This window comes from Streptomyces sp. CB02400, assembly GCF_001905725.1.
Lineage (GTDB): Bacteria > Actinomycetota > Actinomycetes > Streptomycetales > Streptomycetaceae > Streptomyces > Streptomyces atrovirens.
In genome coordinates this window covers 526,729-545,766 of sequence record NZ_LIWB01000004.1, presented here as the reverse complement: position 1 = coordinate 545,766, position 19,038 = coordinate 526,729, and the positions used below count along the sequence as shown (strand labels likewise).

Here is a 19,038-nt window from a genome sequence, read left to right as displayed (position 1 = left end):
CGGTGCGGGGTTTTCTGCGTTTAGGGTCAGGGGTATGCGCTATGACCTGGTCCTCTTCGACAACGACGGCGTTCTCGTCGACAGTGAGCCGATCTCCAACCGGCTCCTGGCCGCCTATCTCACCGACCTCGGCCACCCGACCTCGTACGAGGACTCCATCCGTGACTACATGGGCTCCGCCATGCACCGCGTGCACGATCTCGTCGAGGAACGGACCGGGCAGCGGTTGCCGGCGGACTTCGACGACGTGTTCCACGCCCGGGTCTTCGCCGCGTTCGAGCGGGAGTTGAAGCCGGTGGTCGGCGCCATGGACGTACTCGAGAAGCTGGCCGCCGACGGGGTGCCGTACTGTGTGGCCTCGTCCGGGAGCCATGAGCGGATCCGGGTGGGGCACCGCACGACGGGGCTCGACCGGTGGTTCGACGACGAGCGGATCTTCAGCTCGCAGGATGTGGGGCGGGGGAAGCCGGCGCCGGACCTGTTCCTGTACGCGGCCGAGCGGATGGGTGTGGCGCCCGAGCGGTGCGTGGTCGTCGAGGACAGTCCGCTGGGCGTCCAGGCGGCGGTCGCGGCCGGGATGGATGTGTACGGGTTCACCGCGATGACGCCCGCCGGGAAGCTCTCCGGAGCCACAGGACTCTTCGAGGACATGCGGGAGTTGACCGCACTGCTCGACGGGGACCCGAGCTGAAACTGAGCGCAACTCATCTTTGACCGGATCTACCCACCGGTACCCCCGAGCCCTACGCTCGCCGCCATGACTGATGTGCTGCGGCGCGGCAGGGGCTCGCTGGCGTTCAGCTTCCTCGTGCAGGGCGTCGCCTTCGCTCTGCTCGTGACGCGGATCCCGGCCATCCAGGACCGGTACGGGGTCTCCGACGCGCTGCTGCCGGTCTTCCTCGCCGCCGTGCCGATCCTGGCCGGCGTCGGGAGCGTCACCACGGAGCGGCTGGTGAGGCGGGTGCCGCCGAGCCGGGTGCTGCGGTGGTCGCAGCCCGTGGTGCTGCTGGCGCTCCTCGGGGTCGGGGCGGGCGAGCACATGGCAGCCCTCGCGGTGGCGCTGGCCGCGTTCGGGCTGGCCGTCGGTGCGCTGGACGCGTCGATGAACATGCTCGGGGTGAGTCTGCAGCGGGCGTACGGGCGCAGCATCATGCTGAGCTTTCATGCCGCGTACAGCGCGGGCGGGATCGTCGGGGCGTCACTCGCGTGGGTGGGGGCGCACTGGGATCTGGCGTTGTGGGTGTCGTATCTGCCGGTGGTGCTGGTGCTGCTGCCGGCCGCGCTGGTCGGGAGCCGGTGGTATGTCGACGGAGGCGGCGAGCAGGCCCCGGAGAACACGAAGGAGACCACGAAGAGCGGGCACACGACCGGCGGCCTCAAGTGGCTGTTGCCGCTCTGCCTGGTGATGACGGTGGCGTACATCGGGGACTCGACGGTCTCCAACTGGAGCGCGAAGTACCTCCAGGACGTGCTGGGGAGTTCGGAGCAGCTCGCGACCGTTCCGTACAACGTCTACATGGTCACCACGCTGCTGGGGCGGGCGATCGGGGACGTCGGGGTGCGGCGGTTCGGGGCCGTGACGGTGGTGCGGGCGGGGGCGCTGGTGGCGGCGGTGGGGTTCCTCGTGGTGGCCGGGGCGCCCGGTGCATGGGTGGGGATGCTGGGGTTCACGCTGCTGGGGCTCGGGCTGTGCGTGCTGGTGCCGCAGACCTTCGCGGCGGCGGGGCGGCGGGCTGCCGAGCGTGGGGGCCCCGGGGCTTCGGATGCGGCCGTCGCGCGGCTCAATGTCTTCAATTATGTGGGCTTTCTGATCGGTTCGCCGTTGGTCGGAGCGCTCGGCGATGCTTGGAGCTACCGCGGGGCGATGCTCGTACCGATGGTGTTGGTGCTGGTGACGCTCGTGTACGCCAGGTCGTTCGCCGCTGAACCGGACCGATACGGTGTCGGGCATGAGCGGGCGCGTACAGCTGATGTGGGACGAGGCAGTAACGGGCTATGACTTCGGCCGGGACCATCCGATGGACCCGGTCCGGCTGGCGCTGACCCGGAGTCTGGTCGGTGCCCTCGGGCTCGACCGTGAGGTGGAGGTGGTCGCCGCGAAGGCGGCCGGGGAGTCGACGCTGCGGCTCGTCCACCGGGAGGACTACATCGAGGCGGTGCGGGCCGCCTCGGCCGATCCGGGGGCGGCGGACCAGTCGTACGGGCTGGGGACGGTGGACGATCCCGCGTTCGCCGGGATGCACGAGGTGTCGGCGCTGATCGCGGGGCAGTCGGTGGGCGCGGCGGAGGCGGTGTGGCGCGGGGACGCGCCGCACGCGGTGAACTTCGCGGGCGGACTGCACCACGCCATGCCGGGCGCGGCCTCCGGCTTCTGCGTGTACAACGACGCCGCGCTGGCGATCGCCCGGCTGCTGGAGCTGGGCGCGGAGCGGGTCGCGTACGTCGACGTCGACGTGCATCACGGGGACGGGGTGCAGGCGGCATTCTGGGAGGACCCGCGGGTGCTGACGATCTCGCTGCACGAGCATCCGCGGACGCTGTTCCCGCAGACCGGGTGGCCGGAGGAGACGGGGGCGGACAGCGCGGAGGGCGGCGCGGTCAACGTGGCGCTGCCGGCCGGGACCGGGGACGCGGGGTGGCTGCGGGCGTTCCACTCGGTCGTGCCGGAGCTGATCGCGGACTTCCGGCCGCAGGTGCTGGTGACGCAGCACGGGGCCGACACGCACTTCGAGGATCCGCTGGCGCATCTGGCGGTGTCGCTGGACGCGCAGCGGGCGGTGCAGGTGGCGTGCCACGAGCTGGCGCACGAGTACGCCGACGGGCGGTGGGTGGCGCTGGGCGGTGGCGGTTACGCGGTGGTGGAGGTCGTGCCGCGGTCCTGGACCCATCTGGTGGGCATCGCGGCCGAGCGGCCGGTGGAGCCCACGACGGTGATCCCCGAGGGCTGGCGGCAGGAGGTGTACGCCCGGACCCGGCAGCCGGCGCCGCGGCGGATGACGGACGGGCGGTGGCCGGTCTCCTGGGCCGCGTGGGACGAGGGGTACGACCCGGCGGACCGTCTGGACCAGGCGATCCTGGCGGCGCGGCGCGCGGTGTTCCCGCTGCGGGGGCTGCTGGCCTGACGGCCGTACGGGCGTTCCGTTACGCCGACCGTGCGGTGTTCCGCCGTTCCCGGCCCGCCTCGTCCCCGTGTCCCGCACCATCGCTTGCGTGCCGACCACCGCCACCGCCGAGCTTCGTGCGCATCTCCTCGCTGTCCGGCTCGCCGGGGTCGTGGGCACCACGCGGGAGGAGAGCCTGCGGAGCTACCGGCTGTTCGCCGCCCGGGATCCGCGTCTGCTGATCGGGTTGGACCCGGAATGGGTATGGGGCGAGCGGGAATTGCTCGCTCTGATGGCGGACCGGTGTGGGGTTTCGGCCGATCCCGCGCACACCTTCGGCCATGATGTGATCGACCCCGAGCGGACCCTGGCCGCCCTGGACGCCTTCGCCGAGCGGCTGGCGGTCGCTGCGGAGCGTGGCGGGCCGGTGCTGCTCGGCACCGGTCATCCGCACCGGTTGCTCGGCTTCTACGCCGCTCTGGCAGACGCATTGTCGGCGGTGGGATGTGCCGTCCTCACCCCCGCGCAGGGTCGCTGTGTCGACATAACGACCCGGTTCGGTCTACGCACGTGCAATCTCGACTACGTACGAGGAGTCGGGCTCGTCCGGGGTGCGACCGCGGAACGCCCCGGTTGTGAGCCGGGCGCACACACGCACTCCCCCCTCCCGGTTCGGACCGCGCTCGCCGCGGCGGCCGACGCCGGCGGGCCGCTTCCGGAGTTGGTGATCGGCGATCACGGATGGGTCTGCGGGGCAGGTCAGCTGGGGTTCGAGGCCGTCGGGCCGGCCGATGTGAACGACCCCGCGCCGTTCGTCGGCGAGGCCGAGGGGACCGTGTCCCTCGTCGTTCCACTTGATGACGGCGTGCGGTCCGATCACTACCTGCCGCTGGCCCGCTACGTACTCAATCGAGCGTGTCTGTCACAGTAGGCCGCCGATGGGTGCACCTCTTCCCCACTCGCATCACCCGCCCCTACATTGGGGAGTGAGCACGCAGCGACGAAGAGTCACCGGAAGGGGAAGCCGGTGGCCGTCGAGTGCGGAAGGTGCAGGTGTGTCATGGCTGCAGCTGGCGAGAGGCCTCTGAACGAGGTTCAGTTCCTTACCGTGGCGGAAGTCGCCTCGGTGATGCGAGTGTCGAAGATGACCGTGTACCGGCTGGTGCACAGTGGTCATCTGCCCGCGATCCGGGTGGGGCGGTCCTTCCGCGTCCCGGAGCAAGCGGTTCACGAGTACCTCCGCGAGAGCTACGTGGGGGTGGAAACCGCCTGACGGCGATCCGGGGAGGTCCGTACCGGGCACTCGTGGGCCTCCCCGGTCACCTCGATTACGGTCTCAGCGCTCGGGCGGGTAGGCTAGCCCCTCGTAGGTCGTGTGGGCCCATGGCGCCCAAACACCGAGTGATGAGAAGTGAGCGAGGGTAGTCGTGGGCTCTGTTATCAAGAAGCGGCGCAAGCGGATGGCCAAGAAGAAGCACCGCAAGCTGCTCAAGCGCACGCGCGTTCAGCGTCGCAACAAGAAGTAAGCGACAGCGCGAGAGCGTGTCCAGTGGCCCCCCACCGCACTCCGGTGGGGGGCCACTGCCATTCGGACTTCCGGCATTCGTACGTCCGGGGCTGTCGTCACTTCAAGCATCCGGTCGGCACCACAGAGCGACGGTGACCCGATAGGTTGGCCGTCGGGAGCAGGGCGAGAGGAAGGCGCTGATCTTGGGAAAGGTCGTGCTCGTGACCGGGGTGGCCCGTCAGCTGGGGGGCCGTTTCGTCCGGCGGATCCTGCGGGATCCGGAGGTGGACCGGGTCGTCGGCGTGGACGCGGTCCCGCCCGAGCACCACCTGGGCGGCGCCGACTTCGTCCAGGCGGACATCCGCCAGCCCACCGTCGCGCGGGTGCTGGCCGAGTCGGGCGCCGACACGGTCGTCCACCTCGACGTGACCGGCACGCCGCTCGGCAGCGGCGGCCGGACCGCGCTGAAGGAGACCAACGTCATCGGCACCATGCAGCTGCTGGGTGCCTGCCAGAAGTCCCCGAACATCAAACGGCTGGTCGTGAAGTCCAGTACGAACGTCTACGGTTCCGCGCCCCGCGACCCGGCGGTCTTCACCGAGTCGACCCCGCCCAAGTCGCTGCCCAGCGGTGGCTTCGCGAAGGACACGGTCGAGGTCGAGGGGTACGTGCGCGGCTTCGCGCGGCGCCGACCGGACGTCGCCGTGTGCGTGCTGCGGTTCGCCAACATCCTGGGCCCGGCCGCGGACAGCCCGCTCGCCTCGTACTTCTCGCTGCCGGTGCTGCCGACCGTGTTCGGCTACGACCCCCGGCTGCAGTTCGTGCACGAGGACGACGTGATCGAGGTGCTGCGGATCGGCTCGCACGAACCGAGGCGCTCCACGCTCAACAGCGGGACCTTCAACATCGCCGGTGACGGCGTGCTGCTGCTCTCGCAGTGCTCGCGACGGCTGGGCAGGCCGACCGTGCCGCTGCTGCTTCCCGCGGTCACCTGGGCGGGCTCGCTGGTGCGTACGCTGGGGATGACGGACTTCTCGCCCGAGCAGATCCGGCTGCTCACGCACGGGCGGGTGGTGGCGACGGACCAGATGCGGGAGACGCTGGGTTTCACCCCGAAGTACTCGACTGCTGAAACGTTTGCGGACTTCGTGCGCAGTCGCGGTCCTGGGCTGCTTCCGCCGGAGAGGCTCGCGAGGGCCGTCGACCGGATCGCCGCGCTGCCCCTGCCGGGCAGCGGTCACCCCCCGACGCAGAGCGCCAACTGAGGAGCGCAGCAACGATGGCGGACGCCAAGGTCATTCCGTTCGACGACGACCACCGCTCACGTGGGGGTGCCGCGCAGCGCCCGTCGCGTCGCCGGGGCGCGGGGAGCCGGCGCCAGGGCGGTGCGCGGCCCGCGGTGGTCGGGGAGGTCGGGGAGGTTCAGCCGCTGCCGGGTGTGGCGTCCGTGCAGGATGATGTTCCGGTGACCGGTGAGGACGAGCAGCCCCAGGAGCCGGCCGTGGAGGCCGCCGACGACGGCACCGGCGGTCTGGAGCGGCGGGTCGCGAGCGGGCTGGCGTTTCTGCGCCGTCGGCTCACCGGGGACTACGACGTCGACGACTTCGGCTACGACGAGGAGCTCACCGACCAGGTCCTGATGTCCCTGCTGCGGCCGGTGTACGAGAAGTACTTCCGGGTCGAGGTGAAGGGCATCGAGAACATCCCCTCGGAGGGCGGCGCGCTGATCGTCGCCAACCACTCGGGGACGGTGCCGGTGGACGGGCTGATGATGCAGGTCGCCGTCCACGACCACCATCCGGCCGGCCGGCATCTGCGGCTGCTCGCGGCGGACCTGGTGTTCATGCTGCCCGTGGTCAACGAACTCGCCCGCAAGCTCGGGCACACCCTGGCGTGCGCGGAGGACGCCGAGCAGCTGCTCGGGCAGGGTGAGCTGGTGGGGGTGATGCCGGAGGGGTTCAAGGGCATCGGGAAGCCGTTCGGTGAGCGGTACAAGTTGCAGCGGTTCGGGCGTGGCGGGTTCGTCTCCACCGCGCTGCGGCAGGGTGTCCCGATCGTTCCGTGCTCGATCGTCGGGGCGGAGGAGATCTACCCGATGATCGGCAACGCGAAGACGTTGGCGCGGGTGCTGGGCTTTCCGTACTTTCCGCTGACGCCGACGTTTCCTTGGCTGGGGCCGTTGGGGGCGATCCCGTTGCCGACGAAGTGGACGATTCAGTTCGGTGAGCCGATTTTGACGGATGGGTATCCGTTGGAGGCGGCGGATGATCCGATGCTGATGTTCAATCTGACCGATCAGGTCAGGGAGCAGATTCAGCACACGCTGTACAAGTTGCTGGTGCAGCGCAGGTCGGTGTTCTTCTGAAGGGGCCCCTCTGACCCCGGGGCGCTGGGTGCGGGAGAGCTCGGTGCGGTGGGGTGTGTGGCGGGTGCGGGCCGGTTGTGGTTGTTCGCGCAGTTCCCCGCGCCCCTGAAGAAGCGCAGTCCCCCGCGCCCCTGAAGAATGCGCAGTTCCCCGCACCCTTGAAGGGGTGCGGGGAACTGCGCATTCTGTCCTACTCGTCGTCCTCGCTGTCGATGCCCAGGCCGGGGAGGAGGCCGGGGAGGAGGGGTGGGAGGGTGATGTCGGGGGCGGGGGGCGGGGTGATGTGGTCTTCCGCCGGTGGAGGGGTGGAGACGGCGTCGCTTTCCTTGGGCGGGTCGAGCAGGCCGCCGGTGTTGCCGCCTAGCAGGCCGTCGGTCTCGCGGCCGGTGTCGGCGGAACCGGAGGGGCCGGCGCTGCCGGCGCCGCTCTCGCCGGAGGTGCCGTCGCCCGTGTCGGGGGACTGCGAGGGGCCCGTGCCGGACGACGGGGTGCCGGGTGTCGACTCGGAGCCGCGCCGCTCCGCACCGTCGTCGTCCTCGTCGGTCGAGGGCTGGGGGAGCAGCGACCGCAGCGGGGCGACGTCTTCCTCTATGGCGTCGAACACCGACGAGACCTGCTCACTCACGTCCCCAAGCTGCACGGGCAGCCGGTCGCGCAGGGTGCCCCAGCTCTGGCGGTGCGTCCGGGAGAAGGAGGAGAGCGCCTGCATGGGGCCCAGGGAGTCCGGGTCGCGCTCGTAGGCCTCGCGCAGCAGCCGGTGGCCCTCGGCGGCGTCGTGCCGCATCCCGGACAGGGCGCGGCGGATCTCGCCGAGGGACTCATGGTCGAGGGTGCCGCCGCGGTCGCGCTCCATCAGCCGGCGGGCTTCGCCCAGGCGGGTGGAGGCGTGGTCGAGGTAGACCCGGCCACGCTCGTCGTTGCCGTCGGCGAGGCCGAGCTTGACGTCCTCGATGCCGCGCTTGACTCCGTAGAGGGAGTCACCGGGCAGGGCGTCGGAGCTGGCGACGGCGACTCCGCCGAGGGCGCCGGCGGCGACGCCGACGGTGAGTCCGCCCGCGGTGAGCCCTTTGGCCAGCCGCGAGCGTGGTCGCAGCTTGCCCAGCGGGGTCGCCCGGTGGGTGCCCCTGGCCCGGCGCGAGCGCTGTTCGGGTACGGCCTGGTGCGTCGCCTCGCCCGCAGCGGTGCCTTCCTGGAGCATGGCCTCGAACGCGGCCACCAGCTGGGCCCGCTGCACGACCTTGACCTCGGGGTCCAGTTCCGGCTTGGGCAGCGCGCCGAGGCCGGAGGTCAGCGCGAGCAGTTTTGCCTGCCCGGTCTCCGCGGCGGCGGCCGGGGCCGGTGCCGATCCTTCGGACTGCTCGGCCGCCGTGCCCCGGTCGGACTGCTCCTCCAGGGCCTGGGCGAAGGCGTTCGCCCGCCGGTGCGCCGATACGTTCGCGATCACTGGCGGCACCTCCTCTCGTCATCACGGTCGACTCCCCAGGGGGTCCTGAGGGTTCCCGCCCTGACCAGGGCCACACGATCGAGTGATCGAAGTCGGTCAGGGGGTGACCACAGGGAGCCTGTATCCCGCACAACGAGTGGCGCGGCACTTGGGTTACGGACCCGGGATGGCCGAATGACGAAGCCAACCGGGTTTCACGTACCGTGAGTTGGGTGTCGCGGAGCGTGTTCCGGTCGGCGGGTGGACGGACGGGTCCGGGTCAGCGGGCGTCGTCCGGGAGGAGCCGGGCGAGGGTGCGGACGGCCCGGTACTGGAGGGTCTTGATGGCACCCTCGTTCTTGCCCATCACACGGGCGGTCTCCGCGACGGACAGACCTTGGAGGAATCGGAGCGTGACGCACTCCCGCTGTTGGGGGTTGAGTCGTCGTACGGCATCGAGGAGGGCGGCGTTGGACAGGGACTCGAGAACGGAATCCTCGGGGGAGCGCTCGACCTCGTTGGCGTCGAGCATCTCGCCGGTGGTGACCTCGAGGCGGAAGCGGCTGGACTTGAAGTGGTCGGCGACGAGGTTGCGGGCGATGGTCACCAGCCAGGCGCCGAAGTCGCGGCCCTGCCAGGTGAAGGTGCCGATGCGGCGCAGTGCGCGCAGAAAGGTCTCGCTGGTGAGGTCCTCGGCGGTCGCCTTGCCGCCGACGCGGTAGTAGATGTAGCGGTAGACGGTGTCACTGTACTGGTCGTACAGCCGGCCGAAGGCCTCGGCCTCGCCGGCCTGGGCGCGCTCGACGAGGTCCATCATCCGGGCACTGTCGCTGTCGGCGGCGGGGCGGCGGGCGGCGGGGGTGCCGGTGGTCGTCCTGGCGGCGGCTCCTCTGGCCGCGCCCCTGGCCGTGGCGGCGGGGGGTGTGGAGGGCGCTGTGGAGCGGCGCCCCCGTCCGCCGACCGCGGCGCTGCCGTCGGCGAGGGCGTAGCACGGGCCGGCGGCGGGGGCGGTGGCGAACGCGGGGACCGTGTGCGCGATGGGGACGATGCCGCGCAGCAGGTCTCGGGCTGTCGCGACTGTCGCGCGCAGCGTAGCCAGGCCCGAGGCGTCAACCCCGACGTGTGGGTACACGGGACTCCCAGAGGCAGAGCTTCCATCACGTGCAGTGCGGGACCGTTCACCCGTGGTAGCTGGGTTGGGGTACCGGATTGCGTCTGAGGAGAATAACGCTTCGTGCAGGCTCTGCTACACCGAGTTGCTCAAATCGTCGATTACGTCGTTTCCGTAACCGGTTGATGGGTGTTCAGGTGCGGTGTGGTGATCGGTTGTTGACCGGAATGGTTCGTGTTTCGGGTGGGTGTGGGGCGGGTCGTGGCCGTGTGCAGCCAAGAGGACTGGGCAAGGGGGTTGTGGGGTACGGCAGTTGGATTGGCCGGGGGCGGGGGCGGGGTGGCGGAAGTGGTCCGCGGTGGTCGGTTCGGTGGGGGGATGGGGGTTGACCGGGGGCGTGGTGCGGCGGCGGGGTTGACGGGGTCCGGTGCCGGTGCCGGGGCCGGGGCGGGGGTGTCCGCGCGGCCCGGCGTTTGTCGGGTGCAGTCACGTTTGCCCGTGCGGCGGGGTTGGCCGGGTGCGCGGTGCCGCGGTTGAGCGGGGGTTCGTCGCGCTGCCCGGCGCTTGTGGGGTGCCGTCGCGCCCACCCGTGCCGCCCCAGCGGCACGACTGCCCGCGATGAGCGGCGTTTGTGGGGTGCTGTCGTGTCCGCTCGTGTCGTCCTGGCGGCACGACTGTCTGCGGTGAGTGGTGTTTGTGGGGTGCTGTCGTGTCCGCTCGTGTCGTCCCGGCGGCACGACTGCCCGCGATGAGTGGTGTTTGTGGGGTGCTGTCGTGTCCACCCGTGTCGTCCCGGCGGCGCGACGGTCCGCGGTCTTGCGCATGCGGCTGCCCGCGGTGAGCGGGATCGCGTGTGTCAGCGGCGTTTGCGGTGGAGGGCGATGGCGGCTGCTGTGCCGCCGGCTACCGCGCCGACGCCTGCTGCTGCCGGGATGCCGACCTTGGCCGCCTTGCGGCCGGTGCGGTAGTCGCGTAGGCGCCAGTCCATGCGGCGGGCGTGTTTGCGGAGCTTGGAGTCCGGGTTGATCGCGTAGGGGTGGCCCACCAGGGACAGCATCGGGATGTCGTTGTGCGAGTCGCTGTACGCCGCGCAGCGGCCGAGGTCCAGTTCCTCCGCGAGCGCCAGCGCGCGTACCGCCTCCGCCTTCGCGGGGCCGTGCAGTGGTTCGCCCACCAGTTTGCCCGTGTACACGCCGTCGACCGACTCCGCCACCGTGCCGAGCGCGCCCGTCAGCCCCAGCCGGCGCGCGATCACCTGGGCGATCTCCACCGGCGCCGCCGTCACCAGCCACACCCGCTGCCCCGCGTCCAGGTGCGCCTGTGCCAGCGCCCGGGTGCCCGGCCAGATCCGCTCGGCCATGTACTCGTCGTAGATCTCCTCGCCGATGGACTGCAGCTCGGAGACGCGGTGGCCCTGGACGATGGAGAGCGCCGAGTCGCGGGCCTCCTGCATGTGCTCGGGGTCCTCGACCCCGGCCAGCCGGAACCACGCCTGCTGCCAGGCGAACCGCGCCAGCTCGCGTGTCTCGAAGAACTTCCGTTTGTACAGTCCCCGCCCGAAGTGGAACAGGGCGGCGCCCTGCATCACCGTGTTGTCCAGGTCGAAGAACGCGGCGGCCCGTTCGTCCCCGACGACCGGGAACTCCGGTTCGCGTTCGGAAACTTCCTGGGTGGACTTGCGCGCTGCCTCCGCCGAGGCCTCGCCTGCCAGCACGCTTCGTGCCGTGGCGGAGCGCCTACGGGGAGTGAGCCATCCGAGAGCGGCCATGGCGTGAGCATAGCCAGTCGGCGCGGATGTTCCGGAGCCGAGAGGTTCGAGCGTCGTGAACTCTCCGGGTCCGGGGCGTTAAGGCGCGCGGGACAATGGCCCGTATGAGCCCACTCTTCCGCCGCAACACCCCGGCCGCCCCGCAGGACCGGCTCGTCACCCTCGTGCGCAAGCCCGGCTGCCATCTGTGCGACGACGCGCAGGTGGTGGTGGAGAAGGTGTGCGGAGAGCTCGGCGTCCCGTGGGAGCACAAGGACATCACCCAGGACCGGGAGCTGCACGACCGGTACTGGGAGCAGATCCCCGTCGTCCTCGTCGACGGCGACCAGCACACCTTCTGGCGCGTGAACGAGGACCGCCTCCGCAGGGCCCTCACCGACTGACCGGCCAGTCCAAACTGGCCGGAAAGTCGCTTAGGATCGATGGTGGCTTGGTCTCGGGGGCGGGATTCACAGAGGAGAGTGTGCGGTTTTGCCCCCAGAAGAAAAGGAACGGTGGCGCTCGTGCGCCGGTTCCTCGCGAGTGCGCCGGGGGCGCGTGACCCCGGTCACGTTGGCCGGGCAAATCGGACACAATCTTTGTGCACGCGTTCACAAAGACATAGCCTGCATTCGACGGGGCGGTCCGGGGACGTATGACCTGACGTATGACCGCCTGAAGCCCCGCTCTACCCGCAGGAGCACCGTGGCAACTGGCCGAACTCACCGACCGGCGACCCGTAGCCGAGGGATTCCCGAGGCCACCGTCGCCCGCCTTCCGCTGTACCTCCGCGCCCTCACCGCGCTCTCCGAGCGCTCGGTGCCCACGGTCTCCTCGGAGGAGCTGGCGGCCGCCGCGGGGGTCAACTCCGCGAAGCTGCGCAAGGACTTCTCCTACCTGGGCTCGTACGGGACCAGGGGCGTCGGCTACGACGTCGAGTATCTCGTGTACCAGATCTCCCGCGAACTCGGCCTGACCCAGGACTGGCCGGTTGTGATCGTAGGAATCGGTAACCTCGGCGCCGCCCTCGCCAACTACGGCGGGTTCGCCTCCCGTGGTTTCCGGGTCGCCGCGCTGATCGACGCCGACCCCGCGATGGCCGGGAAGCCCGTCGCCGGCATCCCGGTGCAGCACACCGACGAGCTCGAGTCGATCATCACGGACAACGGCGTGTCGATCGGCGTGATCGCGACCCCCGCCGGCGCCGCCCAGCAGGTCTGCGACCGTCTCGTGGCCGCCGGTGTCACCTCGATCCTGAACTTCGCGCCGACCGTGCTGACCGTTCCGGACGGTGTCGACGTGCGCAAGGTGGACCTCTCCATCGAGCTGCAGATCCTCGCCTTCCACGAGCAGCGCAAGGCCGGCGAGGAGGCCACGGCCGAGCGTGCCGTCGCCGCCCCGGCCGCCCCGCGCAAGCAGTCCGCCACCGACCAGGGGCCCGACGGGGACGTACCCGCCGTGATGCCGGCATGAGTCTCCTCGTCGTCGGACTGAGCCACCGCAGCGCGCCGGTCAGCGTGCTGGAGCGGGCCTCGCTGGGCGCGGACGCGCAGATCAAGCTGCTGCAGGACACGGTCGCCGCGGAGCCCGCCGCCGAGGCCGCGGTCCTCGCCACCTGCAACCGCATCGAGCTCTACGCCGACGTGGACAAGTTCCACGCCGGTGTCGCCGAGCTGTCCACGCTGCTCGCCCAGCACAGCGGGGTCGGCCTGGAGGAGCTCACTCCTTATCTCTATGTGCACTACGAGGACCGGGCCGTCCACCACCTGTTCTCGGTGGCCTGCGGGCTGGACTCGATGGTCGTGGGCGAGGGCCAGATCCTCGGCCAGATCAAGGACGCGCTCGCCCGCGCGCAGGAACTGCACACCGCCGGACGGCTGCTGAACGACCTGTTCCAGCAGGCGCTGAGGGTCGGCAAGCGGGCCCACTCCGAGACCGGTATCGACCGCGCCGGGCAGTCCCTGGTCACCTTCGGCCTGGAGCAGCTCGCCGTCGGCGCGCCCGTCGAGACCTGGGCGCGGGAGAAGAAGGCGCTGGTCATCGGCGCCGGTTCGATGTCCTCGCTGGCCGCGGCCACGCTCGCGCGGGCCGGTGTCGCCGAGATCGTGATCGCCAACCGCACGCCCGAGCGTGCCGAGCGCCTCGCACAGATCCTCACCGAGGGCGACGACACGGACGTGCTGGCCCGCGCGGTCCCGATGGGATCGGTGCCGTTCGAGCTGACACGTGCCGACGTCGTCGTCTCCTGCACCGGCGCGACGGGACTGGTCCTCACGGCCGAGGCGATCGCCGCGGGCGTCGAGGGCCGGGTCGGCGAGCAGCCGGCCGTCGGGACCGCCCCGGTCGAGGAGGCACCGCTCCCGCCCACCTCCGTGGGCACGGAAGAGGGCTGCCCGCTGGACCTGTCCGCCGTACGGCCCGGCTTCTCCGTGATGGGCGAGGCCGCCGTCGCCGGAATGGACGCGGCGACGCTGGAGCAGCACGCGGCATGGGCCGCGGGCACGACCGTCGACCGTGGCCGGACCGGCCGGACCGGCCGCAGCGGTCCGGAGGCCGACGCCGAGCTGATCGGCGCGCTCGCCGCGACCGCGTCCACCGTCGGCCGGATCCCCGAGCGGCGCCGCCCGGAGCCGGTGGCCGAGCCGCCGCGCCCCGAGCCCGTGCTGTTCCTGCTGGACCTGGCGATGCCGCGCGACATCGACGCGGCCGCGCACCGGCTGGCCGGCGTGCGCCTCGTCGACATCGAATCGCTCGCGGAAGCCTCCGCGGACGCTCCGATGGCTGCCGATGTGGACCAGGTGCGGCGTATCGTCTCCGACGAGGTCGCCGCGTTCGGGGCGGCACAGCGGGCGGCGCACATCACGCCGACCGTCGTCGCCCTGCGCACCATGGCGGCCGATGTGGTGGCCGGCGAGATCGCCCGCCTGGAGGGGCGGCTTCCCGGCCTGGACGACAAGCACCGCGCGGAGATCACCCAGACCGTGCGGCGGGTGGTCGACAAGCTGCTCCACGCGCCGACGGTACGGGTCAAGCAGCTCGCGGCCGAGCCCGGCGGCGCCGGGTACGCGGACGCGCTGCGCACCCTGTTCGACCTCGACCCCGAGACGGTGGCCTCCGTCTCCCGAGCCGAGGAAAGCACCGAGAAGAACGCAAGGAACCGAGGGCCGGCATGACTGAGAAGGCACTGAGGCTGGGGACGCGGCGCAGCAAGCTCGCCATGGCCCAGTCCGGGCAGGTGGCGGAAGCCGTGAGCCAGGTGACCGGACGGCCCGTCGAGCTCGTCGAGATCACCACGTACGGTGACGTCTCGCGCGAGCACCTCGCGCAGATCGGCGGCACGGGCGTGTTCGTGGCCGCGTTGCGCGAGGCACTGGCGCGGGGCGAGGTGGACTTCGCGGTGCACTCGCTGAAGGACCTGCCGACCACACAGCCCGACGAACTGGTCGTGGCGGCCATCCCGGTGCGCGAGGACCCGCGCGACGTGATGGTCACGCGCGACGCGCTGAAGCTCGCCGACCTGCCGCGCGGCGCCCGCATCGGTACGGGTTCGCCGCGCCGCATGGCGCAGCTGAACGCGTACGCGCGCAGCCACGGCATGGACATCGAGACGGTTCCGATCCGGGGCAACGTCGACACCCGCATCGGGTACGTCCGCAAGGGCGAACTCGATGCCGTGGTGCTGGCCGCCGCCGGGATGAACCGGATCGGACGCAGTGACGAGGTGACCGACTTCCTGTCGGTCGACACGGTGCTGCCCGCTCCCGGCCAGGGGGCACTGGCGGTCGAATGCGCCGCGGACGACGCGGAGCTGATCGCCGCGCTCGCCGAACTCGACGACCCGCTCACGCGGGCCGCCGTGACGGCCGAGCGTTCCCTGCTCGCCGCCCTGGAGGCCGGCTGTTCCGCCCCTGTGGGCGCGCTGGCCGACCTCCCCCCACTTTCGGCTCCGCTGGAGCGGGGGGACTCCCGGGCCGACAGGCAGATTGTCAAGGAAATGCGCCTGCGCGGCGTCGTCGGTTCGACCGACGGCTCGACGCTGGTGCAGCTGTCCACCACCGGTCCCGTGCCCGAGACGCACGAGGCGGCGATGGCGCTCGGTCGCGAACTCGCCGCCGAGATGCTCACGCAGGGCGCGGCCGGTCTGATGGGGGAGCGAGCACAGTGAGCCCCACCACCCTTCCCGCCCCTCCGGAACACGGGCACGTCACCTTCCTCGGTGCCGGACCCGGGGATCCGGGACTGCTGACCCTGCGCGCCGTGGAGGCGCTGGCGAACGCGGACGTCCTCGTCGCCGAGCACGAGGTGCTCGACGTCGTACGCACGCACGCGAGGCAGGGCGTCGCCGAGGTGCACACGGACTCCGACACGTCGGATCCGGGCACGGGCACGCCCCAGCTGACGGTCGTTGACGGCGCGTCAACAACCACCAGTGCCCCCGCGATGCGGGATGCGGCACATCTTGTCATGGAGGCCGCGCGGGGCGGCAGGCGGGTCGTGCGTGCGGTGTCCGGTGATCCCGGGCTCGACGCGTACGCCGCCGAGGAGATGCTGGCGTGCGCCTCGGCCGGGGTGCCGTTCGAGGTCGTCCCCGGTGTCGCGGCGGCGGTCGGCGTACCCGCGTACGCCGGTGTGCCGCTGCGTGACGCGCAGGGCGCGGACGTCCGTTTCGTGGACGCGCGTACGGCCTCGGACCGCTGCTGGACGGAGGTCGGGGCGTCGGACGGCACGGTGGTCGTCTCCACCACGCTCGACTCCGTGGCCGCCGCGGCGGGCGAACTGGTGTCCGCCGGACGCAAGCCCGACACTCCGCTGACGGTGACCGTCGCCGGTACGACGACCCGGCAGCGCACCTGGGCGGCGACGCTCGGCACGATCGCGCAGACGCTGAAGCAGGCGAAGGTGCTGCCGTCCCCGGACGGCGGCCGGCCGGTGATAGCCGTGGTCGGTGAGCGCAGCGCCCCCGCCCGGCGCGACGAGCTGTCGTGGTTCGAGTCCAAGCCGCTGTTCGGCTGGAAGGTGCTCGTGCCGCGTACGAAGGAGCAGGCGGCGTCGCTCTCCGACCAGTTGCGCTCGTACGGCGCCGTGCCGCACGAGGTGCCGACGATCGCGGTGGAGCCCCCGCGCACCCCGCAGCAGATGGAGCGGGCGGTCAAGGGCCTGGTGACGGGCCGCTACGAGTGGATCGCGTTCACGTCCGTCAACGCGGTGAAGGCGGTCCGCGAGAAGTTCGAGGAGTACGGCCTCGACGCCCGTGCCTTCGCGGGCATCAAGGTCGCGGCGGTGGGCGAGCAGACGGCCAACGCGCTGATCTCCTTCGGCGTGAAGCCGGACCTGGTGCCGAGCGGCGAGCAGTCGGCGGCGGGCCTGCTGGAGGACTGGCCTCCGTACGACCCGGTCTTCGACCCGATCGACCGCGTCTTCCTGCCGCGCGCCGACATCGCCACGGAGACGCTGGTCGCGGGCCTGATCGAGCTGGGCTGGGAGGTCGACGACGTCACGGCCTACCGGACCGTGCGCGCCTCGCCCCCGCCCGCGGACACCCGCGAGGCGATCAAGGGCGGTGGCTTCGACGCGGTCCTGTTCACGTCGTCCTCGACGGTCCGGAACCTGGTCGGCATCGCGGGCAAGCCGCACAACGTGACGGTGATCGCCTGCATCGGCCCGGCGACGGCGAAGACGGCCGAGGAACACGGCCTGCGGGTGGACGTGATGGCTCCCGAGCCGTCGGTCCACAAACTGGCGGAGGCCCTGGCCGACTTCGGCACGCGCCGCCGGCTGGCCGCGCTGGACGCCGGCGACCCGGTGACGAGGCCGAGCGAGCGGCGGCCGGGGGCGCGGAGGCGTCGGTCGACGACCTGATCCCGGCGAGCAGCGGGGCGGGCACAGCGTACGTACGCTGTGCCCGCCCCGTTTGCGTCAGCGGCCCTAACTCGTCTTCCGTGTACGGCTCTTTCGCGCGGGGGCGGGGTGGTGCTGGTCCCGCCAGGTCCGTGGTGAGACGCCGTAGGTCTGTTTGAACACCTTGCTGAAGTGGGTCGCGTCCGCGAAGCCCCAGCTCCGGCCGATTCCGGCGATGGTCCGCGCCCGGCCGCCCGGACCGGCCAGTTCCCGCCTGCACTCGGCCAGGCGGTGTGAGCGGATCCAGTCTCCGAGGCTGATGCCCGACCGGGACAGCACGGTGTAGAGGTGGCGGACCGAGATGCCGTGCGCGGCGGCGATCCGCGCGGCCGACAGGGTGGGATCGGCCAGGTGCGTCCGGATGTACTGGGTGATCCGCAGGCTGAGCGGTACCTCCGCCGGTGCCACCCGGCCGGGGCCGGTGTCGCCGAGCTGGGAGGCCACGACCGCGCGGAGGAGTTCCACGCTGGGTTCCATGATTGCTTCGGCGTGCGCCCCGTCGTGCAACTCCTCGCTGACCGCCAGCCGGGAGAAGTACGTGAAGGCGAGGCGTGCGGTGGGGTTGTCGGGGCCGAGAGGAGTGGCGGCGACGGCGCGCAGTAACCGCTCCGGAAGCGCGAGCACCTCGCGCGGGATACGGAAGGAGTGGTAGCCGACCCCCCTGCTGAAGTGAAGTGTGTACGGAGCGGTCGTTTCGTAGACCACGAGGTTTCCCGGAGTGACCAGGGACTGGCGCCCGTACTGTTCCACCAGGTTGGTCCCCGTCATCTGGAGGCCGAGGAACACCGCCGGCTCGTCGTCCTCCCGTGCCAGCCGCTCCGTACGGTGGAAGGTCACCGGGGGCCCCTGCGCGGAACAGAGCTTGACGGGACCCATGGTGCCGAGTCTCATGCGCCCCCAGATCTTCCCCGCGGGGGAGTGATGGGCGATGTCGACCCGGGAGAAGGACTTCCACAGGGCGTGCCGGATCGTGTCCTCGCGTTCCTGCGGCGGTACGGCCGAGATGTCCAGTGCCGCATGCCTCGGACCGGGTGCCGGCGTGATGGCGTGGTGATCCGCTTCTCTCACGAGCCACCTCTCCCCACGGTCGTCCCGCCCCTCGCGAAGATCAGGATGAGGCTGCCGGTATTCGGCGCACAAGGGGCGGGGAGCGGCGGGGCCGGTGGCCGGTGTGCACAACTGACAAACACCCGCACGCGCACGACAAAGTCCGCCTCCCCGTCGCCCCCTAATCTCCAGGGCTGAAGGCGCCGGTAACTCGCCGCAACGACTCAACCGTATTGACGATCGGACACAGCATGAGACGCAAGTCGTACATCACCGCCACCGCCGTGGCCCTGTCGATCGCCGGCACGCTGACGATCGGCACCCCGGCCAGCGCCACCGTCTCCGGGGGATACATCTCGGGCGCCGGAACCGTGCTGGACGACCTGACCGACGAGGGCCCGGTGAAGTACGGGCAGTACAGCGGCGCCGTCGCGGTGTGGCAGACCATTCTCTGGGCCGACGGCTACCTGGGAACCAACCACTCCGCCGCGGTGGACTGCTCCTTCGGCAACAACACCCTGGCGGCCACCAAGCAGTGGCAGCGGGACCACGGTCTCGTGGCCGACGGGGTGGCGGGGCCGAAGACGTTCACCAAGGCGGGCCAGTACCTGAGGGCCTCCGGCACGAACATCTACGGCGAGGACATCATCAACTACGACTCACCCCGGTCCTCGTTGCGCCATCTCGCCGACCGCGATTCAAGCGGGCGCTGGATCGTCTGGGCCAACGGCGGGGAGCGTTTCGCCTCCTACAAGTACTGCTGAGCAGCGAACACACGTGGCCCGTACCCCTTGAACGCTGGTACGGGCCACGTGTGTTCGCCGCGTCAGCGGCCGGAG

18 protein-coding genes are annotated in these 19,038 nt (G+C 71.1%); 14 read left to right on the top strand and 4 right to left on the bottom strand.

The features are described from left to right. Positions 1-34: 34 nt before the first annotated feature. From AMK33_RS13545 to AMK33_RS13510, 8 genes are all read left to right on the top strand, one after another. Entirely contained in the window at positions 35-691 is a 657-nt protein-coding gene (locus tag AMK33_RS13545; RefSeq protein ID WP_073933032.1) for an HAD family hydrolase, read from the top strand. A gap of 66 nt (positions 692-757) precedes the next feature. Beyond that, complete coding sequence (locus AMK33_RS13540) at positions 758-1,999, top strand: MFS transporter (RefSeq protein WP_107425098.1); 1,242 nt, start codon at positions 758-760, stop codon at positions 1,997-1,999. Next, a complete protein-coding gene (locus AMK33_RS13535; protein ID WP_073933030.1) occupies positions 1,950-3,122 on the top strand; it encodes an acetoin utilization protein AcuC in 1,173 nt (390 codons plus the stop codon). The genes AMK33_RS13540 and AMK33_RS13535 overlap by 50 nt, the downstream gene beginning before the upstream one ends. 88 nt (positions 3,123-3,210) lie before the next feature. Continuing rightward, a complete protein-coding gene (locus AMK33_RS13530; RefSeq protein WP_073933064.1) occupies positions 3,211-4,032 on the top strand; it encodes a phosphatase in 822 nt (273 codons plus the stop codon). A 129-nt stretch (positions 4,033-4,161) separates the two neighbouring features. After that, positions 4,162-4,374, top strand: coding sequence for a helix-turn-helix domain-containing protein (locus tag AMK33_RS13525; protein WP_004984898.1), 213 nt, complete (start codon positions 4,162-4,164; stop codon positions 4,372-4,374). Positions 4,375-4,528: 154 nt separating this feature from the next. Continuing rightward, on the top strand, positions 4,529-4,627 hold the full coding sequence (locus AMK33_RS13520; protein WP_003948845.1) for a 30S ribosomal protein bS22: 99 nt from the start codon (positions 4,529-4,531) through the stop codon (positions 4,625-4,627). A gap of 184 nt (positions 4,628-4,811) precedes the next feature. After that, entirely contained in the window at positions 4,812-5,873 is a 1,062-nt protein-coding gene (locus tag AMK33_RS13515) for an NAD-dependent epimerase/dehydratase family protein (RefSeq protein WP_073933028.1), read from the top strand. Between the two features lie 14 nt (positions 5,874-5,887). Continuing rightward, on the top strand, positions 5,888-6,973 hold the full coding sequence (locus tag AMK33_RS13510; RefSeq protein WP_073933027.1) for a lysophospholipid acyltransferase family protein: 1,086 nt from the start codon (positions 5,888-5,890) through the stop codon (positions 6,971-6,973). A 190-nt stretch (positions 6,974-7,163) separates the two neighbouring features. Here AMK33_RS13510 and AMK33_RS13505 read toward each other — a convergent pair whose 3' ends face one another. From AMK33_RS13505 to AMK33_RS13495, 3 genes are all read right to left on the bottom strand, one after another. Further along, positions 7,164-8,417 (bottom strand): DUF5667 domain-containing protein, encoded by a 1,254-nt coding sequence (locus AMK33_RS13505; RefSeq protein ID WP_073933026.1) that lies wholly within the window; start codon positions 8,415-8,417, stop codon positions 7,164-7,166. A 259-nt stretch (positions 8,418-8,676) separates the two neighbouring features. Continuing rightward, a complete protein-coding gene (locus tag AMK33_RS13500) occupies positions 8,677-9,528 on the bottom strand; it encodes an ECF subfamily RNA polymerase sigma factor, BldN family (protein WP_073933025.1) in 852 nt (283 codons plus the stop codon). An 835-nt stretch (positions 9,529-10,363) separates the two neighbouring features. Then, a complete protein-coding gene (locus tag AMK33_RS13495; protein ID WP_073933024.1) occupies positions 10,364-11,275 on the bottom strand; it encodes an HAD family hydrolase in 912 nt (303 codons plus the stop codon). Between the two features lie 104 nt (positions 11,276-11,379). Here AMK33_RS13495 and AMK33_RS13490 point away from each other — a divergent pair, with 104 nt between their 5' ends. The 5 genes from AMK33_RS13490 (at position 11,380) to AMK33_RS13470 (ending at position 17,113) form a co-directional block, all read left to right on the top strand. Beyond that, entirely contained in the window at positions 11,380-11,658 is a 279-nt protein-coding gene (locus tag AMK33_RS13490) for a glutaredoxin family protein (protein ID WP_073933023.1), read from the top strand. 301 nt (positions 11,659-11,959) lie between these two features. Next, positions 11,960-12,727 (top strand): redox-sensing transcriptional repressor Rex, encoded by a 768-nt coding sequence (locus AMK33_RS13485; protein ID WP_073933022.1) that lies wholly within the window; start codon positions 11,960-11,962, stop codon positions 12,725-12,727. Next, positions 12,724-14,427, top strand: coding sequence for a glutamyl-tRNA reductase (locus AMK33_RS13480; RefSeq protein WP_073933021.1), 1,704 nt, complete (start codon positions 12,724-12,726; stop codon positions 14,425-14,427). Before AMK33_RS13485 ends, AMK33_RS13480 begins: the two co-directional genes overlap by 4 nt. After that, positions 14,424-15,419, top strand: coding sequence for a hydroxymethylbilane synthase (hemC, locus tag AMK33_RS13475; protein WP_073933020.1), 996 nt, complete (start codon positions 14,424-14,426; stop codon positions 15,417-15,419). The genes AMK33_RS13480 and hemC overlap by 4 nt, the downstream gene beginning before the upstream one ends. After that, positions 15,416-17,113 carry a uroporphyrinogen-III synthase gene (locus AMK33_RS13470; RefSeq protein WP_073933019.1) on the top strand — a complete coding sequence of 566 codons (1,698 nt, stop codon included), beginning with the start codon at positions 15,416-15,418 and terminating at the stop codon, positions 17,111-17,113. The genes hemC and AMK33_RS13470 overlap by 4 nt, the downstream gene beginning before the upstream one ends. A 66-nt stretch (positions 17,114-17,179) precedes the next feature. On the opposite strand, the gene AMK33_RS13465 is transcribed toward AMK33_RS13470, so the two are convergent. Beyond that, on the bottom strand, positions 17,180-18,220 hold the full coding sequence (locus tag AMK33_RS13465; RefSeq protein ID WP_073933018.1) for a helix-turn-helix domain-containing protein: 1,041 nt from the start codon (positions 18,218-18,220) through the stop codon (positions 17,180-17,182). Positions 18,221-18,450: 230 nt separating this feature from the next. Here AMK33_RS13465 and AMK33_RS13460 point away from each other — a divergent pair, with 230 nt between their 5' ends. Then, positions 18,451-18,963, top strand: coding sequence for a peptidoglycan-binding domain-containing protein (locus tag AMK33_RS13460; RefSeq protein WP_073933017.1), 513 nt, complete (start codon positions 18,451-18,453; stop codon positions 18,961-18,963). The last annotated feature ends 75 nt before the right edge of the window (positions 18,964-19,038 follow it).